Origin of the sequence: Streptomyces sp. NBC_00104, from assembly GCF_045160825.1 — a bacterium.
Taxonomy (GTDB): Bacteria; Actinomycetota; Actinomycetes; order Streptomycetales; family Streptomycetaceae; genus Streptomyces.
The window spans coordinates 5,311,191-5,336,497 of sequence record NZ_CP108215.1 but is presented as its reverse complement, the minus strand read 5'-3'; the positions used below and the strand labels follow the sequence as shown (position 1 = coordinate 5,336,497).

Below are 25,307 nucleotides of genomic sequence, written 5' to 3'. Positions count from 1 at the left end.
GTGGTGAGTGTGGTGCAGGGCCGGCCGCCCGCTCCGGGAGCGGGAGACCTTCGGGCAGTCGCTCGATGCGTGTCTGTACGGGCCCCGGCGCGTGAGCGTTCAACCAGTGGACCGCCACCGGCGAAACACCCGCTTCTGGCACGATGCTCGCCCACGGAGGAGTAACGTGCCTCCACTTCCTTGATTTCACCCCTGGTGCGACCACGGCGAGAGAACGGGCAATGCCAGCTGAATCGGATTCCACGGGGCGGCGCCGCGCCGGTGAGATGAGCGCCGACCCGGGTGGGGTGGAGGGACCGCTCAGCGGCTACCACCACGAGACCTACGTCTTCCGGCTGCCGCCCGAGGCCGGGGTCGGGGGGAGCGCACGGTGGAAGTGCCGTGACCCGAGAGAGAGCCTGCTCTGGTTCGACCGGCGCTGCTTCGACTCGGAGGAGCGCCTGCTCACCGAGTTGCAGGGGCGCATCGACAACATCCCCGATCTCATCGAGGTCGAGGGCACCGTCCTCCAGCGGTTCATCGAGGGGGACACCCTCGGGGCGCTCCACGCGTCCGACACGGCGGTTCCGGAGAAGGAGTTCGAGCAGATCCTCGCCCTGTTCCGGCAACTGGTCGCCGTCACACCCGGGACCCTTCTGGTGAAGCGGAGGTGCGAGCGGCGGGACCGCGCGCCGGAGGGCGACAGCGCGGGCTTCCTCGACCGGTTGATCCGCTTCACCGAGGAGCGGGTCTACGGGGACAACCTCCCGGAGTACGGGGAGCTGTTCGCGGCCCTGCGGCTGGACTTCGACTCCTTCAAACAGCTCCGGAAGCGTGTGGCCGGCCTGCGGGAACGCCCGTTCTGCCTCCTCCACGCCGATCTCCACCGCGAGAACCTCATCGTCGACCGCGAGCACCGGCTCTGGGCCATCGACTGGGAACTCGCGATGTTCGGCGACCCGCTCTACGACCTGGCCACCCACCTGTACCTGATGCGATACCCGCTGGAGCAGGAACGGAGGATGACGCAGCGGTGGTGCGCGCTCGTCGAGGACGTCCGGCCGGGGAGTTCGCGGGGCTGGCGGGAGGACCTGCCGAAGCTTCTCGACTACAAGAAGGCGCAGTCGGTGTTCACCGACGTGATCCGCACCTCGCAGTCCCTGCGCCTGGAGGCGAAGGTGGACCGGAGCCTGCTTCGCCGTGCGAGCTGGACGGTCTGGGACGTGCTGAGCAGAGGCGCACAGCCCCTGGGCGTCGAGGAGGCGCCGGGCGTGTCGGTGATCGAGGCCGCGCTCACCCGGTGGCTCCGGGCGCGTGGCGGTGGTGCTTAGGCTCGACGGCATGAGCGAGAGCGGGCTGCGGGAGCGCAAGAAGCGGCGGATGTACGAGACGGTGTCGGAGGTCGCGATCCGGCTGTTCCTCGAGAAGGGGTTCGACGCGGTGTCCGTGGCCGAGGTGGCCGCGGCGGCGGAGATCTCGAAGCCGACGCTCTTCCGGTACTTCCCGGCGAAGGAGGACCTCGTGCTGTACCGGATCGCCGATCACGAGGACGAGACGGCGCGGGTGGTCGCGGGGCGGGCCGAGGGGGAGTCCGTGGTGGGGGCGGTGCGGGCGCATTTTCTGGCGGGGCTGGCCCGGCGGGACCCGGTGACCGGGCTGAACGACCATCCGCAGGTGCTCGCGTTCCATCGGCTGCTCTACGGGACGCCGTCGCTGGTCGCCCGGGCCTACGGCCATCTGGAGCGGGCCGAGGCGGCGCTCGCCGAGGTGCTCGGGGGCGGGCTCGACGCGCGGGTCGCCGCCGGGCAGATCGTCGCCGTACGGCGGGTGCTCGCGGAGGAGAACCGGCGGCGGGTGGAGCGGGGGGAGCCGATGGAGCGGGTCGAGCGGGACGCCGTCGCCGCCGCCGAGCGTGTGTTCGGGCGGCTGGAGGGGGCGCTTCCGCTCGGGGCGGTCTGAGCGGGTGGGCCCGCGAGCCCGGACAGCTCTTTTCCACCAGGAGCCCTTTCCCTCCGGGGTGAACCGCCTGTCGGGTGAACCGCCTGTCGGCCCAGCGGGCGAGTGGGGTGTGGGCTACCGGCCCAGCGGTGTGCCGGTCTCCGGCGGAGCGGTCTCCCGGTCTCCTGGTCTGCCGGTCTGCCGGTCTGCCGGTCTCCCGGTCTCCTGGTCTGCCGGCCGGCCGAGCGGGCGGGTGGGCGGGCCCTCGCGCCGTCCGGAGGATTCGCCCGCTGTCCGCTGTCCGCTGTCCGCTGTCCGCTGTTCGCTGTCCGTCGTCCGTCGTCCGTCGTCCGTCGTCCGCGTCCGTCGTCCGCCAGCCGCAGCCTGACCCCTTTCGTCGGTGCCGGGCCGCCGTCAGGGCCGTCGGTGAAGGTGCGTCAGTGGTGGTGGCCGCGCCTGCCGAGGGTCTCCACGGGGGTCGCGCCGGGGCGGGTCCACTGCGGTACGGGGCGGCTGGTCGGGCCCCAGGTGGCGTTCCCGTCCGCGTCGGAGCGCCAGGACCAGCACGGGCTGCCCCCCTCGGGGCGGCCCTCGGGGTTGTCCTCCCACGCCTCGCCGCGGCCGTAGGGCGTCATGTCGAGCAGGCCGAGGGACCCGTTGACCCGCTCGTTGCCGCGGCCCGTCGTGGAGTAGGTGAGGAACACGCGGTCGCCGTCGCGCAGGAAGCAGGCGAGGTAACCCATCTCGCCGCCGACCGGCGGGTCCACGCCGCGCACCGAGTACCAGGGCTGGGTGTAGCCCATGAACGCGACGTAGGAGGCCACCTCCTCCCACGGGCCCGTGGTCAGGATGGCGAACGAGATACCGCGGGCGTTGAGATAGACGGCGTCCTTCAGATGCCAGGCCGTGGTGGTGCAGCCCTCGCACTGTCCCTGGTGCGGCGCGCCGTCGTACCACATGTGCTGGTAGACCACGAGCTCGTCGCGGCCCTGGAACAGGTCGAGGAACGGGACCGGGCCGTCGGGTCCGACGACCTCGACCGTCCCGTCGAACTCCACCATCGGCAGCCGGCGGCGGGCAGCCGCGAGGGCGTCGCCCTCACGGGTGTGGGCCTTCTCGCGGACCAGGAGCTCGTCACGGGCGGCCTGCCAGGTGGCCAGGTCGACGACGGGCGGGCGGCCGGGCAGCGGGGTGGTCGGGTCACTCGGTGTGGCCGTCATGGCGTCCTCCGTGGTGTCTCGTGCCGGGCGGCGTCGTACGACGCGTACGACGGTCACGAGTACGGACTCGCGACCCGGCCGGAACTCATCGCGGCGGGGACGCCCTCGTCGAGCCTGCAGGGGCCCCGTCGGGCGGACAAGTTCACTGACGCGCTGGGGGGAGGCGATGTCCGTGCGATGGTCGCCCCCGATCGGCGAGTCTCTCGGCAATCAGTGAGCCTCAGTAAAGAATGTGACTCGGTTACGTTTTTTGGTACGCTCGGTGGAATGACGCCTCTCGAACCTGCCGCCGACGCCGAGCTCCGGCACGCCCTCGCCCACGAGCGGGCGTACCACGACACCTGCCGCGCCGCCCTCGCCGCCATGGTCGAGGGGGCGGGGGAGCAGGTCGTCGTCGGGGAGGACGTCTCCGCCTCGGGGGCCGACGCGGAGGTGCTCGGGTACCGGCTGCGCAGCCACGCCAAGGAGATGCGTGAGCTCCCGGAGGGGCCGTTGTTCTTCGGGCGGTTGGACTTCGCCGCTCACGTCCGAAGCGATCACGCCGGGCAGAGCTACCACGTCGGGCGGCTGCGGATCAGTGAGGATCCGGCCGCGCCGCCCCTCGTCGTGGACTGGCGGGCGCCGGTGTCGCGGGCGTTCTACCAGGCGAGTTCCCGTGATCCCCGGGGTGTCGCCGTACGGCGTCGCTTCGGGTGGGCGCCGGGCAGCCGCGGCGACTCGGACGACCTCACGGGGCTCGAGGACGAGCACCTGGAGCGCCTGGACCGGCGTGGAGCCTCCAGCGACCCGGGCCCCGCCTCGGGCGGTCCGGACGGCCGCGACGGTCTGGGCGGCCCCTACGGCCAGGACGGCCAGGACGGCCAGGACGGCCAGGACGGCCAGGGCGGCCAGGGGAGCCCCGGAAGCCTCCTCGCCGCCGAGATCGAGCGACCCCGCCTCGGCCCCATGCGGGACATCGCCGCCACCATCCAGCCGGAGCAGGACGACCTGGTGCGGGCGGATCTCACCACCTCCGTCTGTGTGCAGGGCGCCCCGGGTACGGGCAAGACGGCTGTCGGCCTGCACCGCGCCGCCTACCTCCTCTACACCCACCCCCAGCGCATCCGCCGCGGCGGACTGCTGATCCTCGGCCCGAACCGCACCTTCCTCTCGTACATCGCGGAGGTTCTGCCGGCGCTGGGCGAGACAGGCGTACGCCAGTCGACGGTCACCGACGAGATCGCCCGGCACCCGGTCACGGCGGAGGACGACGAGCGGGCGGCGGTCGTGAAGCACGACGCCCGGATGGCGGAGGTGCTCCGCCGGGCCCTGTACACCGGCGTCGCGGGCGGCGGCGGATCCGGGGAGCGGTTCGACTCCCTTGTCCTGGCGGAGGGTTCGTATCGCTGGCGGGTGTCCGGGGACGAGCTGCGACGGATCGTGGCGGACGTACGGGCGGAGGAACTGCCGTACGACATCGGGCGGGAGCGCGTCCGGGCGCGGGTCGTGCGGCTGTTGCGGGAGCAGGCGGAGCGGCGGGCCGGGCCGCGCCCGAACGCGTGGCTGTACCGGGTCTCGCGGTCGCGGCCGGTCGGCGCGTACGTCGACGCCGGATGGCCGAAGGCCCGGCCCGAGGAGGTGGTGACGCGGCTGCTCGGGGACCCGGACGCGCTCGCCGACGCGGCGGAGGGACTGCTCGACGCGGACGAGCAGAAGGCCGTCTCCTGGACGAAGCCGCCGCGCACGTGGCGGTCGGCCCGCTGGTCGGCCGCCGATCTGGTCCTCCTCGACGAGGTCGCGGGGCTCCTCGCCCACCCCGACGGCTACGGCCACGTCGTCGTCGACGAGGCCCAGGACCTCTCCCCGATGGAGTGCCGCGCGATCGCCCGCCGGGCGGCCTACGGCTCGGTGACCGTCCTCGGCGACCTGGCCCAGGGGACCACCCCTTGGGCCGCCCGCGACTGGCCCCGACTCCTCGCCCACCTGGGCAAGCCGGACGCTCAAGTCGTCCCTCTCACCACCGGTTTCCGGGTGCCGCAGGCCGTCGTGGGGCTGGCGAACGGGTTGCTGGGGCGGCTGGCGGTGGACGTGCCCGCCGCCCGGTCCTTGCGCAGGGGCGGGGAGTTGCGGATCAGGAGGGTGGACGGGGCAGAGGCCCGGGACGAGGACGGCGAGGGCGGCGAGGGTGTCGCCGCCGAGACCGTGGCCGCCGTGCGGGACGCGCTCGCCCGCGAGGGGTCCGTCGGGGTCATCGCGGCCGACGCGGAGGTCGTTCGGCTGCGGAAGGTGCTCGGCGAGGCCGGTGTCGTGACGGGCGGCCCGGACGAACTCCGTTCGCGCGTCACGGTGTTGGGGGCCGGGATGGCGAAGGGGCTCGAGTACGACCATGTCGTGGTCGTCGAGCCGGCCGCGATCGCGGCGGCCGAGGGGCGGGGGCTGCACCGGCTGTATGTCGTACTCACCCGGGCGGTGTCACGACTGGACGTGGTGCATGCGCGTGCGCTGCCGTGGTGAGACGGGGGGCATGCGGGTGCCTTGCCGTGGTGAGACGGGTGCGGGCTTGTGCCGCCGTGGTGAGACGGGTTCTGACGTGAGCCGCCGTGGTGAGACGGGTGCGGGCGGGCCTGTGCCGCCGTGGTGGCGCGTGCCACGGGATCTGGCGGCAGGCCGTGTTACCGGAAGGCGGCGGAGTCATGACCGTACCGGCACCTTGGTGATCGGGCCCGTGGCTACGGTGAGCGGGCGCCGGTGAGCGGCACACGAGCCCGATCTCCCTCCCCCCAGGGGGCTCGTGCGCCGCTCGCCGGTTGATCACGCGGGCCGACGCGCCCGCTTCCGCGTCCCTCTCACGGGGATGCGCGCCCGCCTTCGCGCCTCGCTCACGGGGTGGTGGGCTCGCTCTCGCGCCCCGCTTCCCACTCCTCGGGCTTCGCCGCGGCATCCAGCGCCGGGATCAACTGCTCCTCCTCGTAGGTGAGATGGGCTTCGAGTTCGGCGATGAGCCGCTCCACCTCGGGGAGTACGGCGACGGGGTCGGCGTTCTCGGCGGTCACCACCCGGCGCAGGTCCTCGACGAGGGCGGCGATGCGCTCGTGTTCCTCGTGGAGGCGGGTGAGGGTCGGGGCCAGCTCGGGGTGGCGTTCGCCGAGGAAGGGGAACAGGCCCATGTCCTCGCCGGTGTGGTGGTTGTGGAGGCCCTGGCAGAAGGCGAGGCAGTTGACGCGGAGCTGGGCCCCGAGGTCGGCCCTGCCGCCACTCGCGGTCAACTCCTGCTTTATCAGGGCGAGTTCGCGACGGAAGGCGTCATGGACGACCTTGAGGGCCTCGCCCATGGAACCGGCGTTGATGTTCGGCGGGCCGGCCACGGGGGCCTCGCGCAGGGCGACGACGGGGATCGTGCGGTCCGTCTTCGCCTGGTACTCGGCCCACCCCGGATCGGACTCGACCGCCCGCGCGAACGCCCGGTCCCGTTCCTCGCCGTCCAGGACGACGGCATCGGCCTCGTAGGTGAACGCCCCGCTCTCCACGGTGACACGGGGGTCGGCCGTGATGTTCCGGTACCAGTCGGGGTGCTGGGGCGATCCCCCGGCCGACGCGATGACCAGGATCGTGCCGTCGACGTCGGGGAGGTAGCCGAGGGGGGTGGTGTGCCGGTTGCCGGTACGGGCGCCGGTGGTGGTCAGGAGGATCAGACGGGCGCCCTCGAAATAACCGCCGACCTTGCCGTGATGGGCGCGGAACTCGTCGATGACTTGCTGATTGAAGGGGTTGGGCATTCTCTGCTTTCCATGGATGGCGACAACGGTTGTCGCGGAATTCGGGCAGGGGTGATTACCGCAGCGCGCGCGTCAGCACATTGCCGTCGGAATGTGCGGTGGGGCGTTTTCGCGGTGCGGTGCGGTGCGGTGCGGTGCGGTCCGGTGCGGCGCGGTGAGGTGCAGTGCAGTGCAGTGCAGTGCAGTGAGAGTTCGGCGCGCGCGAGAGCGCCAAGGGAATACCGAGGAGCACCGAAGGAACTCGGAAGAAAGAGAACGGTGTTCGGTGCGCGGAACTTCAGCAGGCGGGCCCCTGGCCCGCCCCGGCCTCACTCGGAGGCCGGGCAACCAATCCGCTCACGGCTCAAGGCCGACCCGGCAGTCATACGACCCACATTAAGGGGAGGGGGCGGGGCCGGGCAACGCATATTCGGCCGGGATTCCGGCGTACGTGGGCGGCAGGACGGCCGCCCGGAAAGCACACGCTCTCGATCGGCCGTGGGTCACGCCTTTCGGTCGGCCTCCTTGGCCGCGCGTTCCAGTCGGCCGCGATAGTCCTCCCACCACGCCGGGTCACTCGACGGGGTGCTGGTGTTGCCCTCGTTCATGCCGACCGCGCCGTCGATGAGTTCCCGGAGGATGTCGGCGTGCCCGGCGTGCCGGTGGGTGTCGGCGATCACGCGGACGACGGCGTGGTGCAGCGTCACGTCGTCCTTGCCGTCGGGCCACCACGGCACCCGGCCGACGGTGTCCAGCGGCAGCGCGTCGAGGGTCGCGTCCGCGTGTGCCCAGGCCCGGCGGTAGAACTCCACGATGTCCGCGCGGGACTCGTCGGCGGTGGCCCACATGTCCGCGTTGGGCTCGGCGTCACCGTCGAGCCAGGGCAGTGCCTCGCCCGACGGCCGTCCGAAGGTGTCGCCGAGATAGCCCAGTTCGACACCGGCCGCGTGCTTCAGCAGCCCCAGGAGGTTGGTGCCGGTCGGCGTCAGCGGGCGGCGGGCGTCGTACTCCGACAGCCCTTCGAGCTTCCACAGCAGGGCATCACGGGCGGACTGCAGATAGAAGAGGAGGTCGGCCTTGGCGTCCGAAGCGGCGGCGGTCATACGGTCAGTCTGCCGCTCGCGCGATCGTTGTCCACCGTCTTTCCGCCGCCTGCCGCCTGCCGCCTGCCGCCTGCCGCCTGCCGCCTGCCGCCTGCCGCCTGCCGCCTGCCGCCTGCCGCCTGCCGCCTGCCGCCTGCCGCCTGCCGCCTGCCGCCTGCCGCCTGCCGCCTGCCGCCCGCCGCCCGCCGCCCGCCGTCCGCCGCCCGCCGTCCGCCGCCCGCCGCCCTTTCCGTCGTCCCTTGCCCTCCGTCGTCCGTCTCCCTTCCCGCGGTCCCTCCCGCAGTCCCTGCCGCAGTCCCTTCCGCAGTCCCTCACCTTCCTTCGTCGCCTCGCCCGCAAGAACGTCAGGCCTGCGGAGGACCCGCCCTTCCGGGTGGACCCGGACCGAGGCACGGTACGCATCTGCCGCACTGCCGACCCCGAGGCGCAGAAACCGCCCCCCGGCGCAGGCCCGTAGCCAGGCCGGGGGGGCGCTCCACAACTTCCCTGGTTCTCAACCGGCTTGAGGTGCGGCACCCGAGAAGTCGTACACGGCGAAGTCGGTGATCCGGACGTATCCGAGGCGTTGGTAGAGGGCGTTGCTGGTGGGGTTGCCGGGGTCCGTGAACAGCACGACGTCCGTCGCTCCCCCTGCCAACGCGGCGCGGCTCGCCTCGACCGTCACCGCGCCCGCGTAGCCGCGGCCCCGGAGGTGGGCCGGGGTGTAGACGGGGTCCACCCGGACCATGCCGCCGACCATCGAGGTCGCGGCCGCCATGGAGACGGGAGTGCCGTCGGGGGTCTCCCAGAACGTGAAGTGTCTGTCGGCGAAGCGCGATTCGGCCCAGGAACCGGCGTCGATCAACTTGATGGAGGAGTCCTCCCCGACGTCGACGCAGAACTCACGGCACCAGCGGATGAGGTGCTCGCGGTCCTCCTCGCCCACGAGGCGACCCCGGCCCTCCGGGAACGGCTCCGGCGGGGTGAGTGTGCCGAGGCGGTAGAGATGGAGCCGCGTGGTGAGGACCGGATTCGCGCCCGTCCGCCGCTGCCAGGCCTCGGCGAAAGCGGTGGACCCGTCGTGGTCCCCGCCGACGCCGGGGACGGGGTGACCGAGGTCGGCCAGGCGGGCGGCGAGCGCGTCGGCCTGCTCGCGGGTGACCGAGGTGAGGCTCAGTGGGCCGGACGGGGTGCGCTGGAAGAAGGCGGCGTGGACCTCGTCCCCTCGCTCCAGTCGGCCGAATACAGGGGCTGCGGCGCCGTGCGCGGGCGCCCCGTTCGTCCGATACTTCTCGGTCACCGTCAGCGGCATGGTGTGCAGGGCGGGGCGCGAGCGCAGAAAGTCCCCAGCTCGGGACAGGAACGCGTCGACGTCTTCGGTGAGGTGCCAGTCATCCGGGCGCATGCCGCATGGTGTCCCGCTCCGCGGGCCTGCCCCGTGCTTTTCCGCCAGGACGAGACAGGGGGCTTCCTCCCGCTGTCCGGCCCTCTGCGCCGAGAAGGTGGCGATCGTCCTCTCCGCTCCGTCGTCAGGCTCCGTCGGCAGGCTCCTGCGAGAGGCTTCTGCGGCAGGCGTGCGGTGGCGACGGCCCCAGTCCGTTCGACCGCGCGACGATCCGATCCGCCGGGAGCGGTGGCACTCGAAGGACACCGGCTGACCGCCGCCCGCCCGCGCCGGAGCAGACGCACGGCATCCCCTGCGTCCCCTACTACGTCCCCTACGCGGCCTTCGTCATCGGTCGACCGCCGGGGTGCGCGCGGGCGACGGAGACGGGGCTGCCGCCGAGCCCGCCGAGATCGTTGTCCAGAAATGGTCGACCGGTCACGGGTCCGCCCGCGCCCGTGCCCGTGCCCGTGCTGCATGACGCCATTCGGCGCCACTAAGTGCCACTCGGTGCCACGTGGTGCGCCACTTGTGTGTCGAGTGGCGCCGTACGGTCTCGTGGGGAGCCGGATAGAGCCGCTGAAGTCCCGTGGTGCCAGGCTGGTCCTGCTTCCGGTAAAAGCAGTCCGACCTGCGAAAAGGTGGCGCGTGTGGGCCTCCCTCGCCCCCTCTCGTCGCCTTCGCGGCGCCAAACCTGCTTCCCGTGGCGCCATTAGTGTGCCATTATGGCGTCATGGACCTCACGCCCTACGTCGACCGCCTCCGCCAGGAGCTCGCCGTCGCCGCCGAAGCCGGCGGTGACGAGGCCCGCGCCCTGGCCGACCGCCTCACCGCCCCGCTGGACTCCGCGACCCGCCTCACCCTCCTCACCGCGCTCTCGGCGGCCATGAGCGAGGTCACCCGCGAGCTGGCCCCGGGCTCGGTCGACGTACGGCTCCGGGGCGCCGACCCGGAGTTCGTGGTGACCCTGCCACCCGCCGCCCCGGTCCACGAGGCCGCACCGTGGACCGAGGCGCCCACCCCGCCCCCGGTGCCGGAAGGCGACGACGGCGCCTCGGCCCGTATCAACTTCCGCCTGCCCGCCCACCTCAAGGCCCGCCTGGAGGAGGCGGCCGGCCGCGAGGGCCTCTCGGTCAACGCCTGGCTGGTCCGCGCCACCTCCGCCGCACTCGGTCCGACGGCAGGTGCCCGTACGAGCGCGCCCCCCGCCTCCGCACCGAACCTCGCCACCGGCGACCGGGGCTTCACCGGCTGGGTCCGCTGACGCACTGAGCCCCCTCACCGACTGCATCACCGACTGCATCACCGACTGCTTCACCGGGCTTCACCGACTGCCGCACGACTGCCGCGAGACCACTTCATCCACCCATCCGGAGAGGACGGGAGATCCGTCATGCCTTCCTACGACACCCCCAAGCCGATCACCGCGATCGTCGAGTACTCCATCGGCACCGCCCGGATCATCGCCTCCGACCGCACCGACACCGTGGTCGAGGTCCACCCCGCCAACCCCTCCTCGGACGCGGACGCCAAGGCCGTCGACCAGACCAAGGTGACCTGCTCCGGCGGTGTCCTCACGGTCAAGGGCCCGCGCAAGTCCTCGCTTTTCGGGCGGGTGGGCGGCATCGACATCGTCATCGCCCTGCCGGCCGGCTCCGCCCTCGAAGGCACCGCCCAGGTCGGCGACTTCCACTGCACCGGACGCCTGGGCGAGACCCGTCTGAAGACCTCGGTCGGCGACCTCCACGTGGAGGAGGCCGCCGCCGTCCGACTGCACGGCGAGCTCGGCATGGTCCGCCTGGACCGCGCCACCGCCTCCGCCGAGATCGTCGCCGCCGGCCGTGTCGCCGTCGGCACGGTGGACGGCGGCCTCACCGTCAAGAACGGCAACGGCGACACCGAACTCGGCGAGATCACGGGCCCCCTGGAGGTCGCCGCCGCCAACGGCCGGATCGATGTCGGCACCGCCCACGCCGACGTGGAGGCCAAGTCCGCCAACGGCGGTATCCGCCTGGACCGCGTCACCCGCGGCAAGGTCACCCTCCGCGGCTCCACCGGCAACCTGGAGGTCGGCATCCCCGAGACCACCGCTGCCTGGCTCGACATCCACACCAAGGTCGGCACCCTGCGCTCCACCCTCGGTTCCGCCGAAGGCCCCGGCGACGCCACCGACACGGTGGAGGTCAGCGCCCGCACCTCGGTCGGCGACATCCACATCCGCCGCGCCTGACCCACAGGGCGGCCCGCGCCCGTGAACCACACCTCTCCTTCCCCTCCGCCAAGGAGCTGTCTGTCATGCCCACAACACAAATGAAACGCGACACGGCCACCGCCACCGCCACCATCACCGCCACCGGCCTCGCCAAGTCGTACGGCGACAAGCAGGTCCTGCGCGGCATCGACCTCGACATCCCGGCCGGCTCCGTCTTCGCGCTCCTCGGCCCCAACGGCGCCGGCAAGACCACCACCGTCCAGATCCTCTCGACCCTGATCGCCGCCGACTCCGGCACCGCCCGCCTGGCCGGCCGCGACCTGGACCGCGAGCCCGACGCCATACGCGAACTCATCGGCGTCACCGGCCAGTTCGCCGCCGTCGACAACCTCCTCAACGCCGAGGAGAACCTGCTGCTCATGGCGGACCTGCACCATCTGCCCCGCCGCGAGGGCCGCCGTCGCGCCGCCGGACTGCTCGCCCGCTTCGACCTCACCGAGGCCGCCCGCAACCCCGTCTCCACCTACTCCGGCGGCATGCGCCGCAAGCTCGATCTGGCGATGACCCTGGTCGGCGACCCGCGCATCATCTTCCTCGACGAGCCCACCACCGGCCTGGACCCGCGCTCCCGCCGCACCATGTGGGAGATCATCCGCTCGCTGGTCGCGGACGACGGCGTGACGATCTTCCTCACCACCCAGTACCTGGAGGAGGCCGACCAACTGGCCGACCGGATCGCCGTGCTCGACGGCGGAAAGCTGGTCGCCGAAGGCACGGCGGACGAGCTGAAGCGGCTCATCCCCGGGGGGCACATCTCGCTGAAGTTCGCCGACGCCGTGGCCCTGGACCTGGCGGCCTCCCACTTCGCCGCCACCGCTCGCGACGACGAGGAACTCACCCTCCAGATCCCCTCCGACGGCACCGTCCCCACCCTCCGCGCCGTCCTGGACATCCTCGACGGTGCCGGGATCACCCCCGAGGCCCTCTCCCAGCACACCCCGGACCTCGACGACGTCTTCCTCACCCTGACCGGCGACAAGCAGCAGCAGGAGATCTCCCGATGAGCAGCGTCAGCTACGCGGCCCGTGACTCCGTCACCATGTTCCGCCGCACCATGAAGCGCGCGATCCGCTATCCGTCGGTCGTCATCACCATCGTGATGATGCCGGTCCTCTTCCTGCTCCTGTTCACCTACGCCTTCGGCGGCGCACTCGGCGCCGGCATCCAGGGCCCACAGACCCCGAAGGGCGACTACATCGACTACATCGCCCCCGGCATCATCCTGATGACGGTTGCCACCGGCTGCATCGGAGCCGCGCTCGGCGTGTGCATGGACATGACCGAGGGCATCGTCAACCGCTTCCGCACCATGTCGATCTCCCGGGCTTCCTTCCTCACCGGCCACGTCCTGGGCACGCTCGTCCAGACCGTCTTCGGCACCGCCGTGGTCACCGGTGTCGCCCTGGCCATCGGCTTCCGCCCGGATGCCACCGTCGTGGAGTGGCTCGCCGTCCTCGGCCTGCTGTCCCTCCTGGCCCTCGCCCTGACCTGGCTCGCGGCCGGGATGGGCCTGGTCGCCAAGACCGTCGAGTCCGCCAGCAACATGCCCATGCCCATCACCTTCCTCCCCTTCCTGGGCAGCGCGATCGTCCCCACCGACTCCATGCCGTCCTGGATGCGCTGGTTCGCCGACCATCAGCCCTTCACACCCGTCAACGAAACCCTCCGCGGCCTCCTGATGGGCACCGGGATCGGCAACAGCGGCTGGATCGCCCTGGCCTGGTGCACGGGAATCGGAGTGACCGGCTACCTCTGGTCCAAGGCCGCCTTCAAGCGGGGCGTCCGCAGCTGAACGCCCCGGCTGCGGATGTCATATACGCTCATATCGGCCTTGACCCGCCCGGAACCGAACGGATCCGGCTGAATCCGCCCGGTGAGTGGCGTGGCGCACTTTTGCAAGCGGGTGCTTGCAAAAGTTAGCGGGGGTGGGGCATGGTGGAGACATGGCATCGCTCAACGTCGGCAATCTCGGTGAGTACCTGCGTGAACAGCGGCGAAACGCGCAGCTGTCGCTCAGGCAGCTCGCCGACGCCGCCGGGGTGTCCAATCCGTATCTGAGCCAGATCGAGCGCGGGCTGCGCAAGCCGAGCGCGGAGGTGCTGCAGCAGGTCGCCAAGGCGCTGCGGATCTCCGCCGAGACGCTGTACGTGCGGGCCGGGATCCTCGACGCCGAGCGGGACGGGGAGGAGCGCCGACGCGAGGACACGACACGCGCCGTCCTCCTCGCCGATCCCACGCTGAACGAGCGGCAGAAGCAGGTGCTGCTCCAGATCTACGAGTCCTTCCGCAAGGAGAACGGGTTCGAGATCGACCTCGGCACCGGCGCGGCGACGGACGCCGAGGAACCCTCGGCCCCCGGCCCTCGTGCGGCCGACGGCGACGATGCCGGTCCGCGGCAGACGGAGGGTCGATGACTTCGATGACTTCGACGACTGCGATGACCTGGGCGATCCCGTCAGCCTCGGTGGCGCGACCGGCTCGGACGAACGACCCAGCCGTCGACGCGGACCGGAACCACACAAAACCCTCAGCTGAAGCAACCCGGAGGACCATCACCATGGCCATCACCGACGACATCCGCAAGGCCGTCACCGACCCGACGCCGTTCTACTTCGCCGCCGGCACCGCCGACCTCGCCCTCCAGCAGGCGAAGAAGGTCCCCGGCATCGTCGAGCAGCTGCGCGCCGAGGCGCCGGCCCGGATCGACGCCGTACGCCAGACCGACCCGAAGGCCGTGCAGGAGAAGGCGACCGCCCGCGTCAAGGAGACCCAGGAGAACCTGCAGACCAAGGTCACCGAGCTCATCGGCACCCTCGACACCGACCTGAAGAAGCTCGGTGAGACCGCTCAGGACCTCGCTCTGCGCAGCGTCGGCGTGGCCGCCGAGTACGCGGTGAAGGCCCGGGAGACGTACGAGAAGGTCGCCGAGCACGGCGAGCAGGCCGTGAAGACCTGGCGTGGCGAGGCCGCGGAGGAGATCGAGGAGCTCGCGATCGCCGTCGAGCCGAAGGCCCAGCCGGTCAAGGACGAGCCGGAGGCCGCGAAGCCCGCCAAGGCCGCGCCCGCCCCCGCCCCGGCCGCCAAGCAGGCCGCCGCCGCGCCGAAGAAGGCCCCGGCCCGCAAGACGCCGACCGCCGCGAAGAAGACCACTCCGCCCGCCAAGTAAGCGGCAGGACACCCTGCCGAAGTGGACGACATAGCCGACGGCGGAGTCGGCGACAGAGCGAGAGGTACCCGCGTGGTATCTCGCGGTACGGATACGGGCCGGGCACCTTTGGGGTGGCCGGCCCGTTCTGCGGGTACGGTGGCCGTAAGTCGACTCGATCCGGGTGGTGGGCATTGTGCTGTTGACGGCGTTCGGTGACTTCGTGTCGCTGCTCTACCTCGCCATGCTGCTCCTCGCGGTGACGGCGCTGGTCATGGCCGCACTGGCACGCGACGACGCGTATCGTGCCGCCGACAAACAGAACAAGATGTTCTGGCTGATCCTTCTGGGCGTCACGGTGGTGGTGAACCTTGTGGTGCCGATGCTCTTCCTGCAGATCGCGGGGCTGATCGCGACGATCGTGTTCCTCGTCGACGTACGGCCGGCGCTTCGGCAGGTCTCCGGAGGCGGCGGGGGCCGCCGCGGCTCCAGCAGCGACGGTCCGTACGGGCCGTACAACGGCGGCCGGTGACCCCGTCCCGGGCGGACGGGCGGTGGACCCGTCCCGGGCGGACGGGCGGTGACCCCGTCCCGAGCGGACGGCGGTGACCCCGAGCCAGGCCGAGTGGATGCAGGCGAGGCCCGCTTCGGTCAGCCCTCTCGGTCCAGCAGGAGGACCGCCACGTCGTCGGTCAGTTCGCCGCCGTTGAGGTCGCGTACCTCGTTCACGGCGGCGCGCAGCAGTTCCTCGCCGCGCAGGCCCTCGGCGAGCTGGCGGCGGACCATCGCCACCATGCCGTCCTGGCCCAGCCGCTCCTTGCCCTCGCCGATCCGGCCCTCTATGAGGCCGTCGGTGTAGAGCATCAGACTCCAGGCGGCGCCCAGTTCGATCTGGGTGCGCGGCCAGCGGGCGTTCGGGAGCAGGCCGAGGGCGGGGCCGCCGTTGTCGTACGGCAGCAGCTCGGCCGGCGGGGTGGTCCGGCCCTGGCCGTGGCGGGCGATCAGCGGGGACGGGTGGCCGGCGAGGCAGAGGCCCGCGCGGCGGCCGTCGGGGGCGATGTCGACCGTGCAGAGCGTCGCGAAGATCTCGTCGCTCTCGCGCTCGTGCTCCAGGACGCGCTGGAGCGTGGACAGCAGCTCGTCGCCGCACAGCCCCGCGAACGTCAGCGCCCGCCAGGCGATCCGCAGTTCCACACCGAGCGCCGCCTCGTCGGGGCCGTGCCCGCAGACGTCTCCGATCATGACGTGCACGGTGCCGTCGGGGGTGCGGACCGTGTCGTAGAAGTCGCCACCGAGCAGGGCGCGGGAACGGCCCGGCCGGTAGCGGGCGGCGAACTTCAGGGACGAGCCCTCCAGGAGGGGCGTCGGCAGCAGACCGCGTTCCAGGCGGGCGTTCTCCTGGGCACGCAGCTTGGACTCCGTGAGCCGGCGCTCGGCCGTGTCCGACCGCTTTCGCTCCACCGCGTAGCGGATCGCGCGGCTCAGGAGACGGCCGTCCAGTTCGTCCCGGAAGAGGTAGTCCTGGGCGCCGACCCGTACGGCCTCCGTGCCGCGTTCGGCGTCGCCGGAGTCGGTGAGGGCCAGTACGGCGTGGCGGGGGGCCAGCTCCAGGACGTGTTTGAGGACGGAGAGTTCGTCGGCGGGGCGGTCGGCCGCTTCGGCGTCCGCGTCGGCGGGACGGGCCGGGCCCGGGAGCGCCAGGTCCAGGAGGATGCAGTTGACGTCGTCGGTCAGCAGCCGCTGGGCCTCGGTGAGGTTGCGGGCGGCGCGGACGCGGATCGGTTTGCCCGCGGAGTCGAGTAGTTCGGGCACGTTGAGGGAACCCGCGGGGTCGTCCTCGATGAGGAGGACCGTGAGGTTGGTGGGGCCGGACTGGGGGGCCGGACCCGTGGGGCCTGCCGGACTCAGGGCGCCGGGGCCGGGCGGGTTTGTGGCGTTGTCAGCAGGGGCCAGGGCCGAGGCGTTCATGGCCGTCCCCTCTCCGGACGGTCCGCTGGGCGCGGACACGGCGTGCGCCTGACCACTCTCCGCGGCCGGTATGGCTCTCTGCCGCGGTACGGGTACGGGCATCGTCTTGGGTTCCTTCCCTCCCCCCGAGGGCACGGTGGGGCGAAGGACCTCGACCCACCGACGGGGACCTTAGCGCCAGGCGCCGCCGCAACGGAATGGTTGGCGGGACGCCGGGCGGCAATCGGCCCGCGTCATATGCCGCATCCTGTATCGCACTTGGACATGGCAGGGCTTTCTCCTGGGATGACGAATGTCACGCGGCGGAGGTTGAGCCGGGGTGGGGAAGGTGGTGAGAGTCACGTGGGGTGGGTCACGCGGGGGTTTTCGGGGCGGGGTCAGGGGGCCGGGGGTCCGGGTGGCCGGGTGGCGGCCTTCGTTCGGCTGCCCCTGGGACTCACGCCCGGCCCGCGCCCGGGGTGCTGTGCCCGGTGGGCCCCGGCCGGATGCGAGTGAGACCCCCGCAGTTGGCGGGACACCCGCACCGACCCCGCGACCCCGCGACCCCGCGACCCCGCGACCCGCGCCCGCGGCCCTCAGTACCCGGCCTTCAGCCCGCGGCCCTCAACCTCCGGCCCGCTGCCTTCAGCCCGCGACCCCGGCTGACGCCGCCGCGCGGTGTCCCGTCTACGCGTCCGGTCGTACGACTCCCAGGATCTGCATCGTCCCCGCGCCCGCGATCGTCACCTTACGGTTCGGTCGGGGGGCGTGGACTACGGAGCCGTCGCCCAGGTACATGGCCACGTGGCTGGCGTCGGAGTTGTAGATGATGAGGTCGCCGGGGCGCATGTCCTGGATGTCGATGTGCTTGAGCTGCCGCCACTGCTCCTGGGAGGTGCGGGGGATGGTCAGGCCGGCGGCGGCCCAGGCCTGGCTGGTGAGGCCGGAGCAGTCGTACGTCGTGGGGCCCTCGGCGCCCCATTCGTACCACTTGCCTATCTGGTCCGTCGCGAACTTCACGGCCTTCTTGCCCTGCGGGGACGCCTTGCCGTTGATCTCGTCGAGGATGCCGGAGTCCAGCCACGCGGCCTGGGACTCCTGCGCGGCGTCCTCCTCCAACTGCGCCAGCCGCTCCAGTTCGTCGTCCTCCAGCTGTGCTTCCAGCTCCTCGGCGGCGGCGATCTGCTTCTTGATCTTCTTCTTGGCCTTTTCCTTGGCCTTGCGGTTGGCCTCGAGCTTCTCCCAGCGCGCGGAGGCGTCCTTGGAGTACTGCTCCAAGTCCTCCTGGGTCCGGTTCATTTCGGCGAGCAGGCCCTTGGTCGCGAGCTGGCCCTGGCGCAGGCGGTCCGCACCCTCCAGGAAGTCCTGGGGGTTCTGGCTCAGCCACAGCTGCACCTCGGGCGGGAGGCCGCCGCCGCGGTACTGCGCGCGGGCCGCGGCGCCGATGAGATCCTGCAACTTGTCCAGCTTCTGCTGGCCTTGGACGACCTCGTGGGCCAGGTCGACGATCTCCTCGGACTGCTTGTCGGCCTTCTCCTCGGCCGCGTTGTACGCGTCCGTGGCGACCGAGGCGTCGTGGTAGAGGCCCTCCAGCTTCAGACGGACGGTCTCCAACTCCTCGTTCGTCACGGGAGTCGACACGGGCGAGGGCGTCGGGCTCGTGCTCGCGCTCGGGGTCGGATCGGTCGGCGTCGTCTGGCTCGCGTACGCGGTGACCGGTGCGCCCAGCACGGTCATCGCGCAGACCACGGCCACGGCGGCCATGGTCAGGTTCCGCTTGCCGGCTCCCATACCCCTTGCCTCCCACCCCAGTTGAAACAGAAATGATTAACCGTCAGTAACTTGCCGGTGCCCGGGTGATCGTGTCACGGCGTCGCGGAATGCGACAGAGGTGGGCAAGGACTCACTTCCCCCCATTCCTTCTTGGTCCTCCCTCGCTCCCACCTGCCGTGACGTCGCCCCCGCCCGTGTGACGAACGGCCCGACGGTATCGTTCCCATGTGTCACCATATCGTCGCTCTGGGTGATCAGGGTGCGGCTTGATCGGACGCTCACCTCCCTGGCGCCAACGCCTCCCACGCCACCGTGACTTCGCCCTGCCGCCAGCGCGTCACCCCGTCCCGTACCGGCCAGTCCGCGCTCAGCGTGCGGACGGCGCGGATCCAGCGCTGGCGGGCGCCGTACGAGGCGTACGGGGCCGCGGCGGCCCAGGCCCGGTCGAAGTCGCGGAGGAAGGTGTGCACCGGTTCACCGGGGACGTTGCGGTGGATGAGTGCTTTGGGGAGGCGTTCGGCGAGATCGGAGGGGCGGTCGAGGGAGCCGAGCCGGGTGGCGAAGGTGACCGTGCGGGGGCCCTCCGGGCCGAGGGCGACCCAGACGTGCCGGCGGCCGATCTCGTCGCAGGTGCCCTCGACGAGCAGACCTCCGGAGGGGTAGGGGCCGGCGGAGGGGTAGGGGGCGGTGGGGGAGTGGGGGCCTGCGGGGCTCATGGCGCCGGGGCTGGTCGCGTGGCGGCTGCCGGAGGGAGGGGGTGTGGCGGGTTCGAGGCGGGCGCACAGGCGCTCCCAGACGGCGGCGACCTCCTCCTCGTCGTACTGGCGCAGTACGTTCGCCGCCCGGATGAGGGTCGGGCGGCCCGGCACCGGCACCTCGAAGCCGCCGTGCCGGAAGGTCAGGCCCTCGCACTCGTAGGGCTTCGCCGCCGTGACCCTGGCCGGGTCGATCTCGACGCCGACCACCTGGGTGCGGGGCGCCGCCGCGCGGAGGCGGAGCAGGAGCTCGACGGCGGTCCAGGGGGCGGCGCCGTAGCCGAGGTCGACGGCGAGGGGCGTGGTGGCGCGGCGGAGTTCGGCGCCGTGCGTCGCCGCGATCCAGCGGTCCATGCGGCGCAGGCGGTTGGGGTTGGTGGTGCCGCGCGTCACGGTGCCGACTGGTCTTGGCGTCGCGGTGCCGACTGGTCTTGCCATGGGGTGAGCGTAAGCGCGCCTTCCGCGGCTCTCGGCCCAGGCCCCGTGCCGTGCGAGGCCGCCTGCTTGCGCACGCTCCTGAAGGCGGCGCGTGCCCCTTCATTCCCCACGGGCCACTCCCCACGGGCTCGAACGGTTGAGCGAAGCTCGGTAATAATTCTGCAAAGAGGAAATGGAACGGCCTCCTCCGGCGTTCCTCCTGCCTAGAGGGACCCCACGCCCTCCGAACGGCATGCCCGCAGCGAGGAGGAACGCCACGTGAGCCACTACGTCAGCAGGCTCGGGCGACGCTCTCCGGCCGCGGCGGCGCGGCTGAGGCTGCACCGCAAGCCGCGACGGGTCGCGATGCTGTCGGTGCACACGTCACCGCTGCACCAGCCCGGTACGGGCGACGCGGGCGGGATGAACGTCTACATCGTGGAGCTGGCGCAGCGGCTGGCCGCGCAGGGCGTCGAGGTGGAGATCTTCACCCGCGCCACGACCGGCGCCCTGCCCCCGACGGTCGAGCTGGCCCCGGGGGTCCTGGTCCGGCACGTCGACGCGGGCCCGTACGAGGGGCTGGCGAAGGAGGAACTCCCGGCCCAGCTGTGCGCCTTCACGCACGGTGTCATGCAGGCCTGGGCGGGCCACCGCCCCGGCTACTACGACCTGGTCCACTCCCACTACTGGCTCTCCGGCCACGTCGGCTGGCTCGCCGCCGAACGCTGGGGGGTCCCCCTGGTGCACGCCATGCACACGATGGCCAAGGTCAAGAACGCCGCGCTCGCCGACGACGACACCCCCGAGCCCGCCGCCCGTGTCATCGGCGAGACCCAGATCGTCCGCGCCGCCGACCGCCTCATAGCCAACACGGCCGAGGAGGCCGACGAACTCGTCCGCCACTACGAGGCCGACCCGGCCAAGGTGGCCGTCGTCCACCCGGGTGTCAACCTCGACCGCTTCCGTCCGGCCGACGGCCGCGCGGCGGCCCGGGCCCGTCTCGGCCTGCCGCAGGACGCCCTGATCCCCCTCTTCGCCGGCCGCATCCAGCCCCTGAAGGCCCCCGACGTCCTCCTCCGCGCCGTCGCCGTCCTCCTCGACGAACGCCCCGAGCTGCGGTCGAGGATGGTCGTGCCGGTGGTCGGCGGGCCGAGCGGCAGCGGCCTCGCCAAGCCGGAGGGGCTGCAGAAGCTGGCCGCGCGGCTGGGCATCGCGGATGTCGTACGGTTCCGGCCGCCGGTCGGCCAGGAGCAGCTCGCGGACTGGTTCCGGGCGGCGTCCGTGCTGGTCATGCCCTCCTACAGCGAGTCCTTCGGGCTCGTCGCCATCGAGGCGCAGGCGGCCGGTACGCCGGTGCTGGCGGCCTCGGTCGGCGGCCTCCCGGTCGCCGTGCGGGACGGGCAGACCGGTTTCCTGGTCCAGGGCCACGATCCGGTCGCCTACGCGCGCGTGCTGCGCGATTTCGCCGACACCCCCGACCTGCCCGCCCGTATGGGCGCGGCCGCCGCCCGCCACGCCGAGTCGTTCGGCTGGGACACGTCGGCCGCCGCCACCGCGGACGTGTACACCGCCGCCATGCACGAACACCGCCGCCACTGGGCGCGGGCGCACCACGGGTGAGCCGTCGGTCCGCCCGTACCGGGCGCACCACGGGTGAGCCGTCGGTCCGCCCGTACCGGCGGGTACGCTCGCCCCATGGCTGACGAAGCGTCGATCATCGAGCAGGTCCTCACCGAGGCCGAGCTGGAGTGGGAGAGCACGGCACCCGGCACGTACGTCGTGAAACTCCCCGGCACCCGCAAACTGTCGACGACCGTCTCCCTGATCGTCGGCAGGCACTCCCTCTCCCTCAACGCCTTCGTGATCCGCCACCCCGACGAGAACGAGGCGGGCGTCCACCGCTGGCTCCTGGAACGCAACCTCAAGCTGTACGGCGTGAGTTACGCCGTCGACCCGCTTGGCGACGTCTACGTCACGGCCCGGCTGCCCCTCTCCACGGTCACCCCCGAGGGCATCGACGGCCTCCTCGGCCAGGTCCTCGAAGCGGCCGACGGCGCCTTCAACACCCTCCTCGAACTGGGCTTCGCCTCCGCGATCCGCAAGGAGTACGCCTGGCGCGTGTCCCGGGGGGAGTCGACCCGCAACCTGGACGCGTTCAGCAACCTCACGCGTGAGGTGGCCGACCGCTCCGGTAGCGGCCAGGGGTGACACCCACCCAGCGCCTGAAGTGCCGTGTCAGATGCGCCTGGTCGTAGAACCCGGCCATCGCCGCCGCCTCACCCGGCCGCATCCCGTCCAGCAGTAGCCGCCTGGCCCGCTCCACCCGCCGGGACATCAGGTACTGGTGCGGCGCGATCCCGAAGGCCGCCCCGAACGCCCGCACGAGATGCGCCGGGTGGGCGTGCACCGTCCCCGCGGCCTCCTCCAGCGTCACCCCGTCCGTGACCCGCTCGTCGAGCAGTTCCCGCAGCCGATGGGCGACCGTACGGCCGTCGGCCGGGGTTCTCCGCGCGGACTGGGCCCGTGGCCGTAGATGCTCCCGCAGCCGCTCCCCGACCAGCGCCAGCCGGCTCTCCGCCTCCAGCTCGTCCCCCGGCCGCGCGAGCGCCGCGTGCACCTGCCCCACGCGCCGCCGCAGCAGTGGATCCCGCAGGTCGGGCTCGTCCACCGCCGCCCCGATGAGACTCTCGTCCAGCGCGCTCGAATCCGGGGCCGATACAACACCCGCTTGCGGAAACCGTTCCTAGGGACTGAGCGGGAGTGAGTCCTGTTGCCAGGTCTCATGCTCGGCCGAACGCCCCGGACGGTGTTGGGCGTTCTGGTTGCCCGCGTTCGCTCCGCGTCCGGGCGGCACGGATCGTGTCCGTGGTCCGGGGATGCGGCGGCGGGGTTCCTCACGCCCAGGAACACCTGGTCGGGCCTGGACGGTCCGATGCCCCACCGCATCGCTCCGGTGCTGTGGGGGCGGTGTCGTCCGTCGCCGGATCGGGGGTTGCTGGGCGCGCCTTCCGATCGCCACGGCGGCAGCGTCGTGGCGGGTGGTGGTGCGGCTTGTGGTGGTGAGGGGTTTCTGCCAGTGCTGGGCGCCCCAGCGGCTGGTGTAGGCCGGGTCGACGGCGATGACCGCGATCCCGGTGGCGTCGGCCATCGAGGCCAGCCGGGCGCGGAGCTTGCCGGTGGGCATGCCGGAGACCAGCCGGCGGAAGCGTGTGCGGCGTCCGTGCTTCTCCCGGGTCTTCTCCGCGCCGAAGTCCAGGTCCTCCACCGCGATCGCCTTCACCCCACAGGTACGGGCCCAGTGCAGAAGGCGGGTGAGCGCGTGGCGGACCTGGGCGTCACGATGCTCGGCGGTGCCGGTCAGGCCGTAGAAGAAGCGGCGCGGGGCGCCGGTCGGGTTGCCGTGGAGATCGAGGCGCCAGGCGGCGAGGTGATCGGCGTTCAGGTCGACGCCGATCACGCCGTGGGCGAGCGCGGCCTCCAGTGGGAGGGTGGGGGTGGGCGGGGTCTGCCAGGACGCGGTCACATACCAGCGGTCCCTGCCGGTGTCGTAGTGGATGCGGTAGGCGATCGCCCGGTCGGCCGCGACGCGGTCCGCCCACTCGCCGCCCCGGTGTGCGAACGCGACCCGACCTGCGATGACGTACCGTCCGTGCGGGGCATTCGCCAGATGAGCCAGCGGCGCGGGGAGCTTGAGGCTCATCTCGCCGTCCGGGCTGATGCGGATGGTCTCGTTGCCGTAGCGCTTGCCGGACTCCCCGTCCGCCTGGCAGAACCAGCGCTCCGCCTCCCACCGCCCACGCCACCCGGACTCCGTCAGCCCGGCCGCCTCCAGGTGATGCCGGGTACGGACCAGGCGCTTGCCGCCGCGCACCACGTACACGATGCCGGCCTCACGGTCCGCCCGCGCGGCGGTCAGCCGGTCCTCAAGCACCCGCAGACGCCTCGACTTCGCATGCCACTCCCGCGCGGACCGGTAACCCCCGGGCGCCTTCTTCGTCCCCTTCTGCCCGACCGGCAGGGACAGCCGGTGCTCGATGGCACGGACACCGGATTCCAGGGTGTGGATGTGCGCGAGCTGGCAGCGGCGGGCCAGCGCCCACTGGTCATGCGTGGCTTTGGTGATACTGCCCGCCCACCGCGACGACGACAGCGCCGTCAGCTCCCGCTTACGCACCGCCCACGCCTGACCGGAATGCGACAGGCCGTCCCGGCAGCGGACCTTGAGATCCTTCGCCGCCAGCGACCCCAGATGCGCACCCACCAGACGCAGCACCTTCTCATCACCGGGCGTCAGCTGCTTGAGACGGGTCCGGACAGCCACACCACTCGGACCGGACACGACGAACGACGCCGCGACACTCCGCAGCTCACCCACCCCGTCACCCCCTGCCCGACCCCACCCGAAGAACCCGTCGCCATGAGAAACGAGCACCACCCGGGAAGGTCACGCATTCGATGCGAGAACGTCAGTTCCCTACCGAAACCCGCCCCCACGGCCGAGACACGCGACCCGGCACAGACCACCCACACTCACCCCCGCTCACCAGAACGCTCCTGAACGCACTCCAGCGGCAGCAGCTCCAAACCCCACGGACGTAAGTGGCTAAGGCAGTGAACACGCCTTACGAACCCGCTCAGGAACCGGGCCACCCGATGAGCAACCCCAGTCACTGCCGAAGACGAATGAGGCGAGGAGCTGCCTACCTGTCCGCCTATCGGCCGCATGGGCGACGATTCCCGGCCGTGGATTACGCTCGGAGCCATGGCCGACGCACCGTACAAGCTGATCCTCCTCCGCCACGGCGAGAGCGAGTGGAACGAGAAGAACCTGTTCACCGGCTGGGTGGACGTCAACCTCACACCGAAGGGCGAGAAGGAGGCGACGCGCGGCGGTGAGCTGCTGAAGGACGCCGGCCTGCTCCCGGACGTGCTCCACACCTCCCTCCAGAGGCGCGCCATCCGCACCGCGCAGCTGGCCCTCGAGTCCGCCGACCGCCACTGGATCCCGGTCCACCGCAGCTGGCGTCTGAACGAGCGCCACTACGGCGCCCTCCAGGGCAAGGACAAGGCCCAGACCCTCGCCGAGTTCGGCGAGGAGCAGTTCATGCTGTGGCGCCGCTCGTACGACACCCCGCCGCCCCCGCTCGCGGACGACTCGGAGTTCTCCCAGGCCTCGGACGCGCGCTACGCGACCATCCCGCCGGAGCTCCGCCCCCGCACGGAGTGCCTCAAGGACGTCGTCACCCGCATGCTCCCCTACTGGTACGACGGCATCGTCCCCGACCTCCTGGCCGGCCGCACGGTCCTCGTCGCCGCCCACGGCAACTCCCTCCGCGCCCTCGTCAAGCACCTCGACGACGTCTCGGACGCCGACATCGCGGGCCTGAACATCCCGACAGGCATCCCCCTGTCCTACGAACTGGACGCCAACTTCAAGCCCCTCAACCCCGGCGGCACCTACCTCGACCCCGACGCGGCGGCGGCGGCCATCGAGGCGGTCAAGAACCAGGGCAAGAAGAAGTAACCAGAGCCGAACAAGCCCCCTACCTGCGGTTTCCCTGCGGGTGGGGGGCTTTTCAGTGGCCTCGGGCCGTCTCTGGGGCTGGGGCACGGGGAGGCGCACGGGTGCCTGATCGTTCGGCGCACCGCTGTCGTGGCTGA

General features: G+C 71.9%; 20 protein-coding genes and 2 pseudogenes. 13 read left to right on the top strand and 9 right to left on the bottom strand.

Annotation, left to right across the window (positions count from 1 at the left end; translation table 11 throughout):
* Positions 1-221: 221 nt before the first annotated feature.
* Positions 222-1,310, top strand: coding sequence for an aminoglycoside phosphotransferase family protein (locus OG272_RS23455; protein WP_327728966.1), 1,089 nt, complete (start codon positions 222-224; stop codon positions 1,308-1,310).
* Between the two features lie 10 nt (positions 1,311-1,320).
* Entirely contained in the window at positions 1,321-1,938 is a 618-nt protein-coding gene (locus OG272_RS23450) for a TetR family transcriptional regulator (RefSeq protein ID WP_327728967.1), read from the top strand.
* A 416-nt stretch (positions 1,939-2,354) separates the two neighbouring features.
* On the opposite strand, the gene OG272_RS23445 is transcribed toward OG272_RS23450, so the two are convergent.
* Positions 2,355-3,137 carry a DUF899 domain-containing protein gene (locus OG272_RS23445; protein ID WP_327728968.1) on the bottom strand — a complete coding sequence of 261 codons (783 nt, stop codon included), beginning with the start codon at positions 3,135-3,137 and terminating at the stop codon, positions 2,355-2,357.
* Between the two features lie 267 nt (positions 3,138-3,404).
* Here OG272_RS23445 and OG272_RS23440 point away from each other — a divergent pair, with 267 nt between their 5' ends.
* Positions 3,405-5,630: an AAA family ATPase gene (locus OG272_RS23440; protein WP_328223505.1), complete on the top strand. Its 2,226-nt coding sequence runs from the start codon at positions 3,405-3,407 to the stop codon at positions 5,628-5,630.
* Between the two features lie 365 nt (positions 5,631-5,995).
* Here OG272_RS23440 and OG272_RS23435 read toward each other — a convergent pair whose 3' ends face one another.
* From OG272_RS23435 to OG272_RS23425, 3 genes are all read right to left on the bottom strand, one after another.
* On the bottom strand, positions 5,996-6,892 hold the full coding sequence (locus OG272_RS23435) for a nitroreductase/quinone reductase family protein (RefSeq protein WP_328223502.1): 897 nt from the start codon (positions 6,890-6,892) through the stop codon (positions 5,996-5,998).
* A 482-nt stretch (positions 6,893-7,374) separates the two neighbouring features.
* Positions 7,375-7,974, bottom strand: a complete 600-nt coding sequence (locus OG272_RS23430) for a DinB family protein (RefSeq protein ID WP_328223500.1) — start codon at positions 7,972-7,974, stop codon at positions 7,375-7,377.
* Between the two features lie 493 nt (positions 7,975-8,467).
* A complete protein-coding gene (locus tag OG272_RS23425; protein WP_326581350.1) occupies positions 8,468-9,358 on the bottom strand; it encodes a GNAT family N-acetyltransferase in 891 nt (296 codons plus the stop codon).
* A 712-nt stretch (positions 9,359-10,070) separates the two neighbouring features.
* On the opposite strand from OG272_RS23425, the gene OG272_RS23420 reads away from it, so the two are divergent.
* The 7 genes from OG272_RS23420 (at position 10,071) to OG272_RS23390 (ending at position 15,286) form a co-directional block, all read left to right on the top strand.
* Positions 10,071-10,601, top strand: coding sequence for a toxin-antitoxin system HicB family antitoxin (locus tag OG272_RS23420; protein WP_327728973.1), 531 nt, complete (start codon positions 10,071-10,073; stop codon positions 10,599-10,601).
* 129 nt (positions 10,602-10,730) lie between these two features.
* Positions 10,731-11,567: a DUF4097 family beta strand repeat-containing protein gene (locus OG272_RS23415; RefSeq protein WP_326581354.1), complete on the top strand. Its 837-nt coding sequence runs from the start codon at positions 10,731-10,733 to the stop codon at positions 11,565-11,567.
* Positions 11,568-11,632: 65 nt separating this feature from the next.
* The gene (locus tag OG272_RS23410; RefSeq protein WP_405894734.1) at positions 11,633-12,613 is read left to right on the top strand and encodes an ATP-binding cassette domain-containing protein; all 981 of its coding nucleotides are present in this window, start codon (positions 11,633-11,635) and stop codon (positions 12,611-12,613) included.
* Positions 12,610-13,401 carry an ABC transporter permease gene (locus OG272_RS23405; RefSeq protein ID WP_405894732.1) on the top strand — a complete coding sequence of 264 codons (792 nt, stop codon included), beginning with the start codon at positions 12,610-12,612 and terminating at the stop codon, positions 13,399-13,401. The genes OG272_RS23410 and OG272_RS23405 overlap by 4 nt, the downstream gene beginning before the upstream one ends.
* Before the next feature lie 151 nt (positions 13,402-13,552).
* The gene (locus tag OG272_RS23400) at positions 13,553-14,023 is read left to right on the top strand and encodes a helix-turn-helix transcriptional regulator (RefSeq protein WP_327728975.1); all 471 of its coding nucleotides are present in this window, start codon (positions 13,553-13,555) and stop codon (positions 14,021-14,023) included.
* A gap of 143 nt (positions 14,024-14,166) precedes the next feature.
* Positions 14,167-14,775: a hypothetical protein gene (locus tag OG272_RS23395; RefSeq protein WP_328506802.1), complete on the top strand. Its 609-nt coding sequence runs from the start codon at positions 14,167-14,169 to the stop codon at positions 14,773-14,775.
* 175 nt (positions 14,776-14,950) lie between these two features.
* A complete protein-coding gene (locus OG272_RS23390) occupies positions 14,951-15,286 on the top strand; it encodes a DUF2516 family protein (RefSeq protein ID WP_326585749.1) in 336 nt (111 codons plus the stop codon).
* 119 nt (positions 15,287-15,405) lie between these two features.
* On the opposite strand, the gene OG272_RS23385 is transcribed toward OG272_RS23390, so the two are convergent.
* The 3 genes from OG272_RS23385 to OG272_RS23375 form a co-directional block, all read right to left on the bottom strand.
* A complete protein-coding gene (locus tag OG272_RS23385) occupies positions 15,406-16,824 on the bottom strand; it encodes a PP2C family protein-serine/threonine phosphatase (RefSeq protein WP_405894729.1) in 1,419 nt (472 codons plus the stop codon).
* Between the two features lie 564 nt (positions 16,825-17,388).
* Positions 17,389-18,492, bottom strand: a complete 1,104-nt coding sequence (locus OG272_RS23380) for a C40 family peptidase (protein WP_405894727.1) — start codon at positions 18,490-18,492, stop codon at positions 17,389-17,391.
* Between the two features lie 260 nt (positions 18,493-18,752).
* Complete coding sequence (locus tag OG272_RS23375; protein ID WP_405894725.1) at positions 18,753-19,667, bottom strand: class I SAM-dependent methyltransferase; 915 nt, start codon at positions 19,665-19,667, stop codon at positions 18,753-18,755.
* 258 nt (positions 19,668-19,925) lie between these two features.
* Here OG272_RS23375 and mshA point away from each other — a divergent pair, with 258 nt between their 5' ends.
* Both mshA and OG272_RS23365 read left to right on the top strand, forming a co-directional pair.
* Positions 19,926-21,266: a D-inositol-3-phosphate glycosyltransferase gene (gene mshA, locus OG272_RS23370; RefSeq protein ID WP_405894723.1), complete on the top strand. Its 1,341-nt coding sequence runs from the start codon at positions 19,926-19,928 to the stop codon at positions 21,264-21,266.
* Positions 21,267-21,341: 75 nt separating this feature from the next.
* Positions 21,342-21,854: a YbjN domain-containing protein gene (locus OG272_RS23365; protein WP_326581371.1), complete on the top strand. Its 513-nt coding sequence runs from the start codon at positions 21,342-21,344 to the stop codon at positions 21,852-21,854.
* Here the strand turns inward: OG272_RS23365 and OG272_RS23360 are convergent.
* A pseudogene (locus tag OG272_RS23360) lies at positions 21,811-22,463 on the bottom strand (helix-turn-helix transcriptional regulator); the annotation flags it as partial. The gene OG272_RS23365 and the pseudogene OG272_RS23360 overlap by 44 nt on opposite strands.
* Positions 22,437-24,021: pseudogene (locus OG272_RS23355) on the bottom strand (IS200/IS605 family accessory protein TnpB-related protein); the annotation flags it as partial. The pseudogenes OG272_RS23360 and OG272_RS23355, both read right to left, overlap by 27 nt.
* 387 nt (positions 24,022-24,408) lie before the next feature.
* Between OG272_RS23355 and OG272_RS23350 the strand changes: the two are divergent.
* On the top strand, positions 24,409-25,170 hold the full coding sequence (locus OG272_RS23350) for a phosphoglyceromutase (protein WP_326581379.1): 762 nt from the start codon (positions 24,409-24,411) through the stop codon (positions 25,168-25,170).
* Positions 25,171-25,307: the final 137 nt, after the last annotated feature.